This is a genomic window from Psychrobacter sp. H29, from assembly GCF_059073055.1.
Map to the genome: position 1 here is coordinate 1,910,904 of NZ_JCACRY010000001.1, position 14,882 is coordinate 1,925,785.

The window sequence follows — 14,882 nt, forward strand, 5'->3', positions numbered from 1 at the left end:
TTGTTATAAGGTATTAACCGTAAAGCGATTTGATGGATTCGGGTATTATAATATAGGCTGTCATAGAAGCAGCCCTAGGCATCAGATATCATGAATTCGCACGCGCGGTATAAGAACAAAAAAGACAAAAAATAAGAGAAGTGCTACACTGCTCTTATGTAAACTTTCTTTATAACTTTATTATTAATTGTCTATTATAGTTACCAAACATATGAATCACAACTTAGAGAATCTACACCCCTATCCATTTGCAAAGATGGCAACGTTACTGGCTGATAGTAAGCCTGCCAACGGTTACAGTGAAATCAAACTAGGTATTGGTGAGCCAAAACATAAGCCGCCTGCGTTTGTGCTGGACGTGCTAAGCGAAAACTTGGACAAAATAAGTCGTTATCCGACCACGAACGGTATGTTTGAGTTGCGTCAGACGATTGCACATTGGTTAGAGAAGCGCTTTTTTCTCAATCATGTCGATGCCAATACCCAAGTACTGCCTGTAATGGGGACTCGTGAAGCGATATTTAGCTTTGTACAGGCCGTTGTCGATCAAGATGCAGGTGAATCTGCGGTGTCACCGACCGTTGTCATGCCCAACCCGTTCTATCAGATATACGAGGGCGCAGCCATACTGGCACAAGCGACGCCTTACTTTGTTCCTTGTACATCGGACAATGACTTTAAGGGTGATTATCGCGCTGTGCCGCAAGAGGTGTGGGCACGTACGCAGCTTCTGTTTGTCTGTAGTCCGAATAATCCAACCGGCTCGGTTATGACTATGGAGGATTGGGAATACCTTATTCGCCTATCAGATCAGCATGGTTTTATCATTGCTAGTGATGAGTGCTATAGCGAGCTATATTTTGATACTGCTCCCATCGGACTATTGCAGGCTTGCGCGGCGCTCGGTCGACGTGACTTTAAGAACTGCGTTGTCTTTCACTCCTTATCTAAGCGCTCAAACCTACCTGGTCTGCGCTCTGGCTTTGTGGCCGGTGATGCCAAGATTTTAAAGGCATATTTGCAGTATCGTACCTATCAAGGCTGTGCGATGCCGATACCACATCAGCTTGCCTCTATTGCAGCATGGCAAGACGAGAAGCATGTGACACACAACCGCGCCCTGTATCAAGAGAAGTTTGCGCTATGGATGTCTGAGCTGGGTCAGCTGCTAGAGCTACGGATGCCAGATGCTGGTTTTTACTTTTGGATAAAAGTGCCTGAGCAGTTCGATGGTGATGATGAAGTGTTCGTCAAAGCCCTATATGAACAGGCTAATATTCACGCGTTGGCAGGACGCTATCTATCGCGCGAGATCGATGGTAACAATCCTGGACAAGGGTTTGTCCGTGTTGCGCTCGTTGCTAGTGTCGATGAGAGCCGCGAAGCGATACACCGTATTCGTAAATTACTAGGAGCATAGACAGCTACTTAGAAAGCTGGAAATTTAGATAGTACAACAGTCTCTAATAACCTTAATATAAATAGGGTTGTTAGAGGCTTTTTGCATTAAGGGTTTTGTAGTAATAGTGCTATAGTAAAAACTCTATTGCAGAATATGCCATCAAGGATGATGCCATGCCCCATCTTGATTTTACCCAGCCGCCATTTGATGTATTAAGCTTAGCTGAGCGTCAAAGCATCAGAAAAAATACTCAAATCCGCTACCTTGCTAAAAATGAAAGCTTGCCGATAGAAGAGATGCAATATCTGTATGTGGTCATTAAAGGGCAGATTGAGCAATCACTGGGTGGTGAGTTTGTTGCATCTTATCTAGGGAGTAACCACTCTGACGATCCGAACAACAATGATTGGTTTGATAGCCGGCGTTTACCGGAGCCAGGCATCAAAAGCAGCCCACAAAAAACTGCAATCTCGCCTGTACAATCGTATCAATTTCGAGCCAATGAAGAGACCTTATTACTGCAAGTTAATGGCACCACCGTCGATAAGATCAGCGCACAAAATTATCTGGTACGACAAATGCTATCAGACAAATTACCAGAACGACTAAAAGCCTTGCAGCAGCGCCGTAGCAACCATAAAGCACGAGATCCTACCCGCTATACCAATCAACAAGAAGTACAGCAAATTATGCTACAACCGGTGAGAGAGGTTCATCTATTACCAGTACATATCGTCGATGCCAATAGCAGCTTATATGACGCTGCGCGTATCATGACCCAGGCTGGGCTAAAGCATGTGCTGGTACGACCGCTTGAACATATAGAAAATATATCAAGGACCGAAGACGAAATGCCGCTCGTGCTAGGTATTCTCACTGATACTGATATCTGCCGTGCCATCAGTGACAGACAAGATCCTGCCAAAACCCTTTGCCAGCGCTATACTAATTTTAAGCTACGTACCATCAAAGCCACTGACGAAATTGGTGACGCACTACTCACCATGACCCGCTACCGCATTCATAGACTGCCAGTAATTGATGGTAATGGTAGTGTCATTGGTGTACTGGGGCAAAGCGATATGCTGGCTCATATTGGTCATCATTCGCAGCTCATCAGTATTCAAATAGAGCAAGCAACTGATCTATCGAGCCTAGATACGGCAGTCGAACTCATCGGGCGCTATATTCGGGCTCAGCATCAAAACGGTGTGAAAATCGGTAATATCAGCCGTATGGTGCAGACCTTAAATGCACAAGTATTTACCAAGCTGTGGCAACTGATCGTACCTAATGAGGTGATCCGCAACACTTGCCTCATCGTCATGGGTTCAGAAGGTCGCGGTGAGCAAATCATGCGTACCGATCAAGACAATGCACTCATCATTCGTGATGACTATACTCATCCTGATTTGGCGCAGTTTGCCGAGACGTTTAATACCCACTTAGCAACGCTTGGTTATCCGCTGTGCGATGGTAATATCATGATGACTAACCCCATGTGGCGGCAACCCCTCAAACTGTTTACCGCACAGATTGGCTTATGGTTTAGAAATACTGATCCGATGCATGCTATTTACCTGTCTGCCATACTAGATGGAGAATACGTCTGCGGTGATGAGACCCTGCTAACACAAGTGCGTCAGCATCTAAAACTTGCTCATAGACAAGCCGATCCAATGTTTGTACGTCAGTTTGCGCGTGCGGCACTACAGTTCGGTGATGTCAATCAGTGGTGGCAAAAGTTTGTACCTTTGATAGGCGGTAAATCAGTATCAGTAGATATTGATCTAAAAAAAGCAGGTATCTTTCCACTGGTTCACGGTATTCGTGCTTTGGCAATAGAGTACGATGTGCTCGATGTTCCTAGTAGCAAAGGTCGCTTAAAAGCCTTAGTACAGGCTGATGCCTTGAGCCAAGAGCGCGCCAGTACATTGCTAGAGGCTTTAGAGTTTTTTATGGCGCAGCGTTTATCAGTGGCACTGTCAACCGATGACAAACACGCACGGCAGGTCAACCCGATGACGCTGACTGCCCTTGAACGTGATCTATTCAAAGAGTGTCTGGCAGTCGTAAAAAGCTTTAAGAATCAGCTGCGTCAACACTATCAGCTAGAAATAGCATAAATGGACGAGCAATCAATATGAGCTGGCTACAGCAGTTATCTCGCGCTTGGCAAAAGACGCAGCTACAGCGCCCAGAGCTAGAAACCATGTTCACCACACCTTTGGCTGAGCAGTGGGTAGCGATTGACTGTGAAATGACCGGAATAAACCCCAAAAAGCACCATTTGCTATCTGTAGCGGCAATACATATCGATGGTAATACGATCAACACAGGTGATGGTATGCATGTGGTATGCAGGCCTCCTGTGATGCCAGATCGTGACACCATTGTCATTCATGGTCTGCGTACTGCCGATGTCGAGCATGGAATGAGCTATGAAGATATGTTGGCATTATTGCTACCCTTTATAGGCAATCGACCGATTGTCGGATTTTGCACACAGCTAGACCTGGCGTTTTTGAATCCTTTGGTCAAACGCTACATGGGCACAGCGCTGCCAAATGACATTATCGACTTACGCCATTTACACAGTCAGCGTATGAGTGGTCAGGCCCAAAACCTTGTTGGTCAGTCTCAGGACCTAACCCGTATCTTAGCGCATTATGATATTCCTGAGCTTGGCGCTCACGACGCTTATAACGATGCGATCATGACAGCGATGGCATTTTTGCATGTGCGCTAATATCTGCCATCGGTGATAAAATTGAGCTTGTGACAGCATGGGCGAAAACAGTAACTCATGTTACCATAGGCGGTTTTTACCACCTGATGAAACCTGCTCATGCGATACCCTGCTAAGTGCGATATACCCAAGCGAAATAATCATCCATCTATCACGCCTAAGATCAAAGCTTGTATCAGGGGTTGCAATCGTATGCTGTCGTTTCACCAATCGACTAAACACTTATCTGTGTTGGCACTATTGTCAGCAGCGCTAGTGACGCCAGTTCACGCGTACGCCGCACTGCCAGACGCTATTCAATCGGCATTGTCGCGGGCCGATCTCACAGACTCTGATATCAGTATTGTCATTACACCCGTAGGTGATAAGAACACCAGTCGTCTACCCTCTCCTATTCAGGTGACCGATAGCAGTGACTCTAATAACCAATCGATGCAGGCGGCAGTAGCTAAAGATACATCGACTGATATGACTGCTAGCAAGAACCGCTCTAGCCATGTTGCAAAACATCCTGACCAGCAGAGCGCACTGATCACGATAGAACAGCGCACTATTGTAAAACACGAGCAAAAAATACACGCTTATACTGATGACCCTTATACTTATCAGAGTGTAGAAAGCATCCCAACCGTACTGCCTGACGACACACCTAAGTTGACTCATGATACGAATAGTGCTGTTGACACTAGTCGCACTGTTAACAATGAAAGCACCTCAATAAAGATTTCTTTTTCACCTTTGCTAGACCATCAGTCGGACATTTCACGTACTCCTGCCAGCACTATGAAACTTGTTCCCAGCTTTATCGCTTTAGATACGTTAGGAGCGGATTTTGTCTGGTACACACGGGTCTACCACACTGGTATCGTCATCGGCGATCGCCTGTATGGTGATTTGATCATTCAGGGTAGCGGTGATCCAAAGATGACTCACGAGCGGTTGAAACAACTGCTTTATAAAGTACAAGCCTCAGGTATTCGCCACATCGATGGCGATATCATTGTCGATAGCGCTATATTTAAGAACGTAAGCGAAGATCCCGCTGCCTTTGATAACTCGCCTTTGCGCCCTTATAACGCAAGCCCCGATGGGTTTTTGGTTAATTTTAGCACTATCGGTATCAAAACCTATCCTTTAGAGAATGGTCAAGCCAGCCTAGTCTATAAGCCGCGATTGGCAAACTATAACCTGCCAGATAAAATAAACACCCGCGAAGCTTCCTGTGGACAGGCAAGCTATAGTCTAGCGCCGCAGTGGCAAGCAGAGCAGCTCACACTTAATGCCAACCTGCCAGAGCGTTGTGGTGAGCATATGTTTTATGTCGCGTATCCTAATGCGAAGGAGTTTGCTGCCTATGTCGTCGCGGCAAAATGGCAAGCGCTAGATAATACCTTAAGCGGAAAAGTTATCTCGCAAGAAACGCCTTACCATAATCATAAAATCCAAAAAACAGCACCTAGTCTCACAGCTATTGCGATGTCACCTCTGCCGATAGTCAGCTTCCCTTCTTTGAGTCTTACGCAGCAAATTCATGATATCAACCACTTCTCAAACAATGTCATGGCTGAGCAAGTAGCACTATCTATAGGGGCGTACGACAAATCAGAAATTGCGCCGACCATGCCTGCTGGTCAACCTATCGCTGATCCAAACAGCACATCAACAAACAATAAAGAACCAAGTGCACAAGATGATTCTCAAAAGAGCGATAGCTTATATCAGTTTGGTAAACCTCATACAACCGACTACTCATCAGCCTTACAGACCATTGATCACTGGTGGCAAGCCAATCTGAGCACACCGTCCCCTTACCTAACCAATGGCTCAGGACTGTGCCGTAGCTGTACCATCACAGCCGCCAACCTTGCCGAGCTGTTGACGTATGCTTATGGTCACCCAAGCTTTGCCGCTTACGTCGACTCGTTAGGTATCGCAGGGGTCAGTGGCACAATTGCAGCTCATAGCGAGCGCTTACCTGAGTCGGCAGCGATTGGCCGAGCATGGATAAAGACAGGCACACTAAATAATGTCACCTCGATGGCAGGTTATGTCAAAGGGGTATCCGGTCAAGACTATGTGGTCGTTGGTATCATCAATACCGAGCAAGCTCTCAATCCTTATACCGCCAGACCCGTACTCGATGCGATGCTTGATTGGACCGCTCAGCGCTGACTCTATTAGCGTTTTTTGGTAAATCGTAAACACTCAAATAAGCACTCATCGTATTCAGTGTTTTGACGCAGGCACTATGATGCTTTGCTGCATGTATTATCCCTATATCTCTACTATTTTATTTTACAAAGGTAAGCCTATGTCACGCCAGACAACCACGCTCAATAAGTCGCAAGCGCTTACAACCACACAGCCTAAACTGGCGCAATATGTTGGCTTTTTTGCGATTGGCTATACGCTTGCCAGTACGATATTTATGATGATTCAGACTCAGTTTGCGCTCAACTCACAACTGGTGATGGTGGTCTCTATTACTGTCGGCGCCTATATTGCTGTTAGCAAATTTATTAAGCATCACCAGCGAGCCTTGGCTAAAGGCGAAATCAATACCATTATGTTTGGCGGTGTCGCTATTGTCTGGTTGTTGACGGCTATTTATTTTTTGGCAATATGGTTTTGGTTGTTTGATATGGTCAGCCGTGAGGTATTGTTTGAGATGGCGATGGCACGTCCGCTACCACTGCTCTCTTCTCTGGTTATGATGTTTGTATTCACCTTGGTCAGCGCACGCCTTAGCATCTGGGTGATCAATCATTTTTTGAACCCTATACATAAGAACACCTAAGCACAGCCAACTGTCTACAAGGTGCTACAAAGTTTTCCCCTACTCATACGTAAAATCCGTTAGGCTAACTTTAACGAGTAGGATTTTAGCGGTTATGTGTTTTATCTTATAAGAGGAGCAAACATCATGGAAATGGTCTTTTTTGACAACATAGACAAGCTTGGTCGCATTGTTCTGACAACGGTCATGGTCTACGTGTTGATCGTACTGGTCACCAAAGCCTCAGGTAAGCGATCGACGTCACAGCTCAATAATTTTGATTGGATCGTCACGGTCATGATTGGCTCGTTGGGTGCGAGTACTATCTTGCTAAAAAACATCCCATTCATCGAAGGGGTGTCCTCTATTTTAGTACTGTACCTCTTACAGTTCTTGGTGACCAAGTACGCTTCTATCTCACTGCAATTTAGCAGTGTGATTTTGTCCGATCCACGGATTGTGTTTTATCAAGGACAGTTTTTGCCAGAGGCGATGCGCGCGGAGCGTTTAACTCGCCAAGAAATCGAATGTGCGATGCGCGACGAAGGTATAAACAACTTTGACGACATTGAAGCCGTTGTCTTTGAATCTGATGCCAAGCTCAGCGTGATTCCAAAACCAAAACCATCTGATGAGAACGATGATAGCAAAAGTAAAGATCGTAGCGTATCAGAAACGCTCAAACCGTTGATGTGAGTTTTTGAAGATAACGTAGTAGATATCGTGTTGTCGTATACACAGTAGTTTTCGTGATGATTTTGATAGTTATTGATAATTAAGTTGGTAGGTATTATGAAAGTAAGAATTTTGAGCGTTGGTAATAAAATGCCGAGCTGGGTACAAACAGGGTTTGATGAATACTTTAAGCGTATTCAGCCGATGCTAAGCACAGAGATTGTAGAGATTGCTGCTGCAAAACGGGCAAAGAACCCATCAGATGCCAATCTAGCACAGTACCGTGAGCAAGAAGGTCAAGCGATATTGGCCGCGCACAATGCTGCAAGCCGTGAGCAGCTATGGGTACTCGATGTCAAAGGTAAGATGCTATCGACCGAGGGACTGGCAGATAAACTCTCAGGTGCCATGCAGCAAGGCGATGATATTGCCTTGGTCATTGGCGGTGCAGATGGGGTATCACCAGAAGTACTGGCAAAGGCAGATGTAAAATGGTCATTGTCGGCGCTGACATTACCGCATCCTCTAGTTCGTGTTGTCCTCATGGAGCAGTTATACCGTGCGATGAGTATCAATAACAACCATCCTTATCACCGTGGTAATTAGATAAAAGCCATAACGGCGATCTTACTCTAAAATATCCATCAGACAACGGATTGAAAAACCAGCGCGCGCCCTAATAAATGCTACATGAAATATCCAAAACGCGCGACCTCCAACGCCTCTCAAATTACGCAACAGCGTGATCATTATCACGATAGTGCACCGACGCCTATTACCTCTGCTGCGGCATGGGACAGTGCGTCTGCGGTAATGTCTAATACGGCCAAACTACCGGCACTGTTTATCTCGCATGGGGCACCCACACTTGCAATTGAGCAATCTGCCACGACCAGCGCACTGGCACGTATCGGACAAAACCTACCGAAGCCACGTGCCATCATCATTATGTCGGCACATTGGCAATCAGCAAAGCTCGAGATTAGCAGTAACCCGCAGCCAAAGACATGGCATGATTTCTCGGGCTTTTCGCCTGAACTGTACGAGCTGCAGTATCCTGCATCAGGTCAACCAGCGCTAGCTGAGACACTTGCTCAGCATCTCACTGCTCGTGGTATCACCTGTAGCGTCAACCCAATGCGCGCTTGTGACCATGGGGTGTGGGCGCCACTGAGACATCTGTACCCAGAGGCAGATGTGCCTATTGTCCAAGTATCCTTGCCGCAGCATTATGACAGTATCGCTTGCTATCAATTGGGGGCGCAGCTTGCGCAGCTACGTGACGAGCAGATCCTTGTGATTGGTTCAGGTAATATCACTCACAACCTGCAAGCACTGCGCTGGGAAGCCGATAGCATCGATCAAGCAGCCAAAGCCTTTAAGCAGTGGTTGCTCCAGCAGCTCAAGACAGATATACCTACTGCCCTCGACTGGCAACAATACCCTGAGTACAAAGACATTCACCCAAGCGACGAGCATTTACTGCCGCTGTTTTTTGCGTTAGGTGCTGGTCAGCGCGTCTCTGTCGTTCATCAGAGTATGGCGCACCATAGCTTGGGCATGGATATCTATCGCTTTGATTAACTCTTATTTATTAGCGCTTACTTATTATTAGCGCTTACTTATTATTAGCGCCTACTTATCTAATCAAAACGCATAAAACTACTTCTCAAAGGCAGGCTTAGTAAATAAGCCTGCGCGCTCTATCTCGCCTGCTAAACTCAATAAGGTCGCCTCATCATTCATACGGCCGATGAGCTGCATACCAATTGGCAAGCCTTTTTTGCTCATGCCGACAGGTACTGACATGGCTGGCAATCCTGTGATATTGCCCAATAGCGTAAAGCCCATTTTTCCTAATACAGGAGCGCTCAGTTTTTCGATCATGCCTGACTTAAAGGCGTATCTACCCATATCAAACCCTTTATTGAGTATTCCAGCACTACGCATCATCATCTCGTCCATGCGACTAGGTGGTAGCACACCATGTTTGACAGCAGGCGTTGGCACTGTCGGCGACAAAATCATATCGTAGGTGTCTAATAACAGACCCGTTTGGTATTGACTGTGATGCCAACCGTGCTTGGCATGGACCAAATCTACTGCCGATAACGAGCGTCCAAGTAGCGCCATATTATAGGTTTGCGGCTCTAAGTTTTTGATATGCTCAGACCCGAACTCCCGCTCGATATTATCAATCGTAAAGGCAGTATGTGCGCACACCACTACGATAAAGTCGTGCCAAAACTGCTCGATATCGATATCTGGCTCCGCGTGTACGACCTGATGACCCATGGACTCTAGTTGCTTGGCGGTTTGCTCTAGTACAGCAAGGACTTCTTTATCCACGGCAGTATTGGCGATCAGTGGCTGCTGCTGCAACGCAATTTTGAGTGGTTTGGGCGCTCGCATGGCCGCTTGCAAAAAAGTCCCATCTGGTGGCGCAATGACATACGGCGCTCCAATCTCTGCACCATTCGTGGCATCGAGCATCGCGGCACTATCACGTACCGAGCGTGTGATTACATGATCGGCAACTGCCCCGTCCCAGCCTTCACCAAGGTTAGGGCCCATTGGGTTGCGTCCACGGCTTGGTTTTAATCCAAACGTACCGCACCATGCAGAGGGAAATCGTATCGAGCCGCCACCGTCACCGCCGCCTGCCATCGGTACGATACCGCTCGCGACTGCTGCTGCACTACCACCTGATGAACCACCAGAGCTATAGCCTTTTTTAAATGGGTTGTGAGTGACGCCATGCGCTTTTGGCTCGGTGGTGATAATTAAACCAAACTCTGGCGTATTGGTCTTACCGAAGGTGTTGACACCTGTCGACTTCATGCGTTTGACGATTTCGCTGTCTTTTTCTGAGATGATATTGACACTACGGCTACCCATTGTAATAGGCTCATCAGCGAAGCTAAACGATAGATCTTTGAGCAGGTAAGGTACACCCGTAAACACGCCAGATGGCAGTCCTGCCTGCGCAGCATCGTAAGCGCGCTCATCGAAACGATGCACAATGGCATTGAGCTTAGGGTTCACTTCATTGGCTTGATACACCGCGGCGTCCAACAGCTCCTTTGCACTGACCTCACCTGCATTGACCAATGCCGCTAACCCTATAGCATCATACTGAGTATATTCTTTAAACATAACTAACCTTCCTTGGAGAGTAACTGTCGTAAATTTTGGAATGATTGCTTTTTAAAATATATATATATTTGCCTAATATACCTCTTTTAGTTTAGTACAAAAAGTCATTACAAATAATGGATAAACAAACTCATTAGTCATTTGAAGTATTCAGTGACGTCTACTTGAATATAGACACAGTTCACTTCAACACTTTCAACTTAAAGATATCTATCTTAACTTAAAGCAAAAAAAACGAGCCACTTTCGTGACTCGCTTTTTCGTTATCAACTTGAACCTATCGCTACATCAATAGTTCGCGCTTACCACTTTTGCCCATAGAGCTGACCAATCCCGCTTCTTCCATAGAGTCAACAATACGCGCCGCACGGTTGTAGCCGATACTAAATTTACGCTGAATACTAGAGGCTGAAACCTTGCGGGTTTCCATGATAAAGGCGACTGCATCATTGTACAAGTCATCGTCTTCACCAGAAGCATTGGCGCTACCACCGCTGCCCGGACTAGACAGCTCAAAGTTCCCGGCCATATTGTCGATATAGTCAGGCGCACCGCGCTCACGCCACGCATCACAGACACGGTTGACCTCTTCGTCACTCACATAAGCACCATGCACACGATCTGGCTCAATCTGCCCAGGTCCTAAAAACAACATATCCCCATTACCCAGCATGTCTTCAGCACCGCCACTATCTAGGATCGTACGTGAATCGACTTTTGAGTTGACTCGTAGTGCTGCACGCACGGGAATGTTTGCTTTGATCAAACCAGTAATAACATCGACGGATGGACGCTGCGTGGCTAGCATCAGATGAATACCTGCTGCCCGTGATTTTTGTGCCAAACGCGTGATGAGCTCTTCGGCTTGTTTACCAACCTGCATAATCATATCAGCAAACTCATCGGCGACAATAACAATCATCGGTAAGGTTTTGAGCTTTGGTGCCTGACTGATACTGACGCTATCGTTCGGTCGCCATAGTGGGTCAAGCATAGGATTGCCTGATTGTTCTGCTGCCATAACCTTTTTGTTGAACTCATTGAGCTTACGCACTTTGAGTAGGCTCATTAATTGATAGCGGCGCTCCATCTCTGCCACACACCACGACAAGCTACTGGCCGCCTCTGTCATATCAGTGACTACTGGCGTCAATAGATGCGGAATGTCATTATAGTTGGCAAGCTCAAGCTGCTTTGGATCAATCAAGATCAGGCGCAGCTCGTTGGGCGTATACTTCAGTAGCATAGAGAGCAGCATCGAGTTGACCAGTACTGACTTACCAGAGCCTGTCGTACCAGCAACCAGCATATGCGGCGCGCGCGCAAGATCAGTGATAATAGGGTTGCCACCGATATCTTTTCCCATTGCCATACTGATTTGTGCTTTGGGGTCTTTGAAAGTATCCGTATTTAACAGCTCAATTAAGCGTACCATTTCACGTTTTTTATTGGGCACTTCGATACCGATATATGGCTTGCCCGGTATTACTTCGACCACACGTAGTGACGCCATAGATAGTGAACGCGCCAAGTCACGCGAGATACCCGTTACCTTACTCGCTTTGACACCAGCAGCCAGCTCTACTTCAAAACGAGTCACAACAGGCCCTGGGATAGCGTTGACGACAGACGCTTTTACATTGAACTCCTGTAGCTTAATCTCTAACAATTCAGATAACTGTTCAAGCTCGGCGACGGTATAGCTAGGCTTACGGTCAGGATCGGGCTTATCCAGTATAGAGACCTCTGGAATGGGCGTAAGGCTGCTGCGATAGGCCGCCGTTTGCATCGAGCGTGATTTTTGACTGAATGCTGCATCATCGCTAATGTGCGGCATGACTGGGGCACTCGCATCCTCAGCACTGTCATCTTCTGGCATCATATCCGTGATATGGTTGCTGCTATCACCCTCAGGGACAGCAAAACTAACAGATGGTTTTGCTGCGGTTATTGGCTGTGCGTCTACAACTGGGCTTACCGATTCTACTGTTGGTGCTGCCTTCGGGTTTGCAGGTGGTGTATTGGTTGGTGTCATATCTGAGATATCTGACACGGTTGGTACGACGTCCATTGCTGCTGCAATCGGCTCTTCAGATACAGATAGTGATACCTCATCATACGGCTGTTCTGCTGGCTCAGGAGACGACTTATTTGTAGAGCTAGCGGTTACCTGTGGTATAGGCTCTATTATTTGTTCCTGTACCGCTTGTTTAGCGACAGGTTGTTCAATTGCAGGCTTTTCGATTATGTCCTGAACTTTAGACTGTTCAACTCCAGGTTGCTCAATGACGGCTTGCTCAACTCGAGCCTGTTCCGTTATAACAGTATCTTGAATACTCTGAGAGTCTTGCATTGCAATGTTTGTGGCAGGTTCGGATAGGTCACCATGCTCAGCCAACCATGCTTCTGCTAACTGATCGACGCTTTGACTCGTATCACTTGCTTGAGTTATTTCAGGCGCATTAGCTTGTGGCTGACCATCGAGCTCTTGGTTATATTTAGCAGGTTCAGTCGCAGCTGTTTGCGCAATTGGCATCGCTTGGGAGTTTGATGCCCACTCCTCTTCGGGCATGTCTATAGTTGTGTCTGTCTGAGTATAGTTGGGTACAGGTGCACTAGAGCTCTCTATACTGCTGGCACCATAAACCATATGCTCACTCGCGAGCAGGTCATCAACCGTATTAGCATCGTTCCATGCAAAACTTGGCTCGACTTTTCGAGCAGGTATCGCGGTAGGAGCTGACATTGCTGATGGTGCGATATGGTCCGCTGTGCTATCAGCCATAGCACTGGCAGTCGCTGGCGCTGTATATAGTGGCGCACTTTTTTCATCGCTTGACGTAGTAGCTTCTTTAGCGGTCGCTATAGAGGCTTTGACGCTGTCTGCCAACCCTGATGTCGACAAGAAGTCTGACAACACATTACTGAACCGGCTACTGTTATCTGCCTCATTAATACTGTCAGTATGGTCAGCTGATTGTAGCTCAAGTGGTAGTTGTTCATGCTCTACTTGCTGCTCAGCCTGATCATCTACGCTGTGGCTATCGTCTTGTGGCCCACTGATTGGCCGAGTAACGTCAACATCCTCTTTGTTCTTTACGCCTGAGCCAAACCACGATAACGCCGTAATCTTCTGATATATTGCAAGCCAATGAATATTGAAAGCGAAGGTAGCCGTAATCACGACAAATACCGCCAAGAAGGCCGCACTACCCCACTGTGATAGCAGCTGTGCCAAGCGCTCTTGTAACTCAAGACCGATAATACCACCAGCCACACCTTCAAGTCCCATCGATGCAGGGTTAGTCACTTGTTGAATTAGGGCGACCAATTGTGCAAATAACGCACTAGCAGTCAGCAACAAAAACACGTAAGCGACCAGTCGCATGAGCCAAAACGTGGGTTTATTGTCCCACCAAATAAGAATCGACTCATAAACGACAAATGCTAAAAACCACCAGGCACCAAACCCAAAAAAGCTGTAGAGCAAGTCAGATAACCAAGCACCCGTCTGACCACCCATATTATTGATGGTTGTCATGTCACTACTGATATGCGACCAGCTAGGATCATTGCCTGTGTAAGTCATTAGAATGACAAACAGATATACGGCCAGTATTAACCCAAGGAGGGTAAACATTCCCTTTTTTAAATACTCAATATGCGGTGCTGATATCACGTAAAATCTGCCTTGTTGTTAATACTAAATGGTCGCCAACGCATGACTAAGCCTAATCATGCTGACATAAAGTGCTGACATAGATGTACCTCGCGGAGTGTTTTTGGTAAGGAGGTATTTATCGTAAGACCTAGCATCATAAGAACGCATAACCGTTATTATCACCCAAACCTTACCGCACTCGGCATAACTCCTTATAATAACAAATACATAGGTACAGTGGCGACAGTCTTATAAATAAAGCGTGTAGGAAAGTAAATCGAGACGCTATTTGTGCAAAAAAACCGTCCACCAATAGAGTATTGCTAGCGGTTTTGTACAAACGCTATAAAATACCAGCTGTTCCTAGCGCTAGTATTTCAAGGTTATTATGCTTTGATTCTAATGATAGCTGTGTTTGTTTTAGCAAACTTGCACTTTTCGACCTATGCCCTTATGTTATTAT

Annotated in this window: 10 protein-coding genes; 8 read left to right on the forward strand and 2 right to left on the reverse strand. The window is 46.4% G+C overall.

Annotated features, from left to right (window positions below):
- Nucleotides 1-211: 211 nt before the first annotated feature.
- From dapC to AC5JP1_RS07740, 8 genes are all read left to right on the forward strand, one after another.
- Nucleotides 212-1,420, forward strand: a complete 1,209-nt coding sequence (dapC, locus tag AC5JP1_RS07705) for a succinyldiaminopimelate transaminase (RefSeq protein WP_493843696.1) — start codon at nucleotides 212-214, stop codon at nucleotides 1,418-1,420.
- 155 nt (nucleotides 1,421-1,575) lie between these two features.
- On the forward strand, nucleotides 1,576-3,528 hold the full coding sequence (locus tag AC5JP1_RS07710; RefSeq protein WP_493843697.1) for a DUF294 nucleotidyltransferase-like domain-containing protein: 1,953 nt from the start codon (nucleotides 1,576-1,578) through the stop codon (nucleotides 3,526-3,528).
- 17 nt (nucleotides 3,529-3,545) lie between these two features.
- The gene (locus AC5JP1_RS07715; RefSeq protein ID WP_493843698.1) at nucleotides 3,546-4,151 is read left to right on the forward strand and encodes a 3'-5' exonuclease; all 606 of its coding nucleotides are present in this window, start codon (nucleotides 3,546-3,548) and stop codon (nucleotides 4,149-4,151) included.
- Between the two features lie 192 nt (nucleotides 4,152-4,343).
- Nucleotides 4,344-6,323 carry a D-alanyl-D-alanine carboxypeptidase/D-alanyl-D-alanine-endopeptidase gene (locus AC5JP1_RS07720; protein ID WP_493843699.1) on the forward strand — a complete coding sequence of 660 codons (1,980 nt, stop codon included), beginning with the start codon at nucleotides 4,344-4,346 and terminating at the stop codon, nucleotides 6,321-6,323.
- A gap of 139 nt (nucleotides 6,324-6,462) precedes the next feature.
- The gene (locus AC5JP1_RS07725; protein WP_493843700.1) at nucleotides 6,463-6,948 is read left to right on the forward strand and encodes an ABZJ_00895 family protein; all 486 of its coding nucleotides are present in this window, start codon (nucleotides 6,463-6,465) and stop codon (nucleotides 6,946-6,948) included.
- A gap of 126 nt (nucleotides 6,949-7,074) precedes the next feature.
- Entirely contained in the window at nucleotides 7,075-7,623 is a 549-nt protein-coding gene (locus AC5JP1_RS07730; RefSeq protein WP_493843701.1) for a DUF421 domain-containing protein, read from the forward strand.
- Nucleotides 7,624-7,719: 96 nt separating this feature from the next.
- Complete coding sequence (rlmH, locus tag AC5JP1_RS07735) at nucleotides 7,720-8,208, forward strand: 23S rRNA (pseudouridine(1915)-N(3))-methyltransferase RlmH (RefSeq protein ID WP_443527221.1); 489 nt, start codon at nucleotides 7,720-7,722, stop codon at nucleotides 8,206-8,208.
- A 207-nt stretch (nucleotides 8,209-8,415) separates the two neighbouring features.
- Nucleotides 8,416-9,186: a DODA-type extradiol aromatic ring-opening family dioxygenase gene (locus tag AC5JP1_RS07740; RefSeq protein WP_493844451.1), complete on the forward strand. Its 771-nt coding sequence runs from the start codon at nucleotides 8,416-8,418 to the stop codon at nucleotides 9,184-9,186.
- 78 nt (nucleotides 9,187-9,264) lie between these two features.
- On the opposite strand, the gene AC5JP1_RS07745 is transcribed toward AC5JP1_RS07740, so the two are convergent.
- On the reverse strand, nucleotides 9,265-10,758 hold the full coding sequence (locus tag AC5JP1_RS07745; protein ID WP_493843702.1) for an amidase: 1,494 nt from the start codon (nucleotides 10,756-10,758) through the stop codon (nucleotides 9,265-9,267).
- A 283-nt stretch (nucleotides 10,759-11,041) separates the two neighbouring features.
- Nucleotides 11,042-14,437 carry a DNA translocase FtsK gene (locus AC5JP1_RS07750; protein WP_493843703.1) on the reverse strand — a complete coding sequence of 1,132 codons (3,396 nt, stop codon included), beginning with the start codon at nucleotides 14,435-14,437 and terminating at the stop codon, nucleotides 11,042-11,044.
- Nucleotides 14,438-14,882 lie beyond the last annotated feature (445 nt).

Bases quoted from the DNA above. Each gene is read 5' to 3' on its own strand.
- dapC (WP_493843696.1), top strand. From the start codon at position 212: ATGAATCACAACTTAGAGAATCTACACCCCTATCCATTTGCAAAGATG.
- AC5JP1_RS07730 (WP_493843701.1), top strand. From the start codon at position 7,075: ATGGAAATGGTCTTTTTTGACAACATAGACAAGCTTGGTCGCATTGTT.
- AC5JP1_RS07725 (WP_493843700.1), top strand. From the start codon at position 6,463: ATGTCACGCCAGACAACCACGCTCAATAAGTCGCAAGCGCTTACAACC.
- AC5JP1_RS07710 (WP_493843697.1), top strand. From the start codon at position 1,576: ATGCCCCATCTTGATTTTACCCAGCCGCCATTTGATGTATTAAGCTTA.
- rlmH (WP_443527221.1), top strand. From the start codon at position 7,720: ATGAAAGTAAGAATTTTGAGCGTTGGTAATAAAATGCCGAGCTGGGTA.
- AC5JP1_RS07740 (WP_493844451.1), top strand. From the start codon at position 8,416: ATGTCTAATACGGCCAAACTACCGGCACTGTTTATCTCGCATGGGGCA.
- AC5JP1_RS07745 (WP_493843702.1), bottom strand. From the start codon at position 10,758: ATGTTTAAAGAATATACTCAGTATGATGCTATAGGGTTAGCGGCATTG.
- AC5JP1_RS07720 (WP_493843699.1), top strand. From the start codon at position 4,344: ATGCTGTCGTTTCACCAATCGACTAAACACTTATCTGTGTTGGCACTA.
- AC5JP1_RS07715 (WP_493843698.1), top strand. From the start codon at position 3,546: ATGAGCTGGCTACAGCAGTTATCTCGCGCTTGGCAAAAGACGCAGCTA.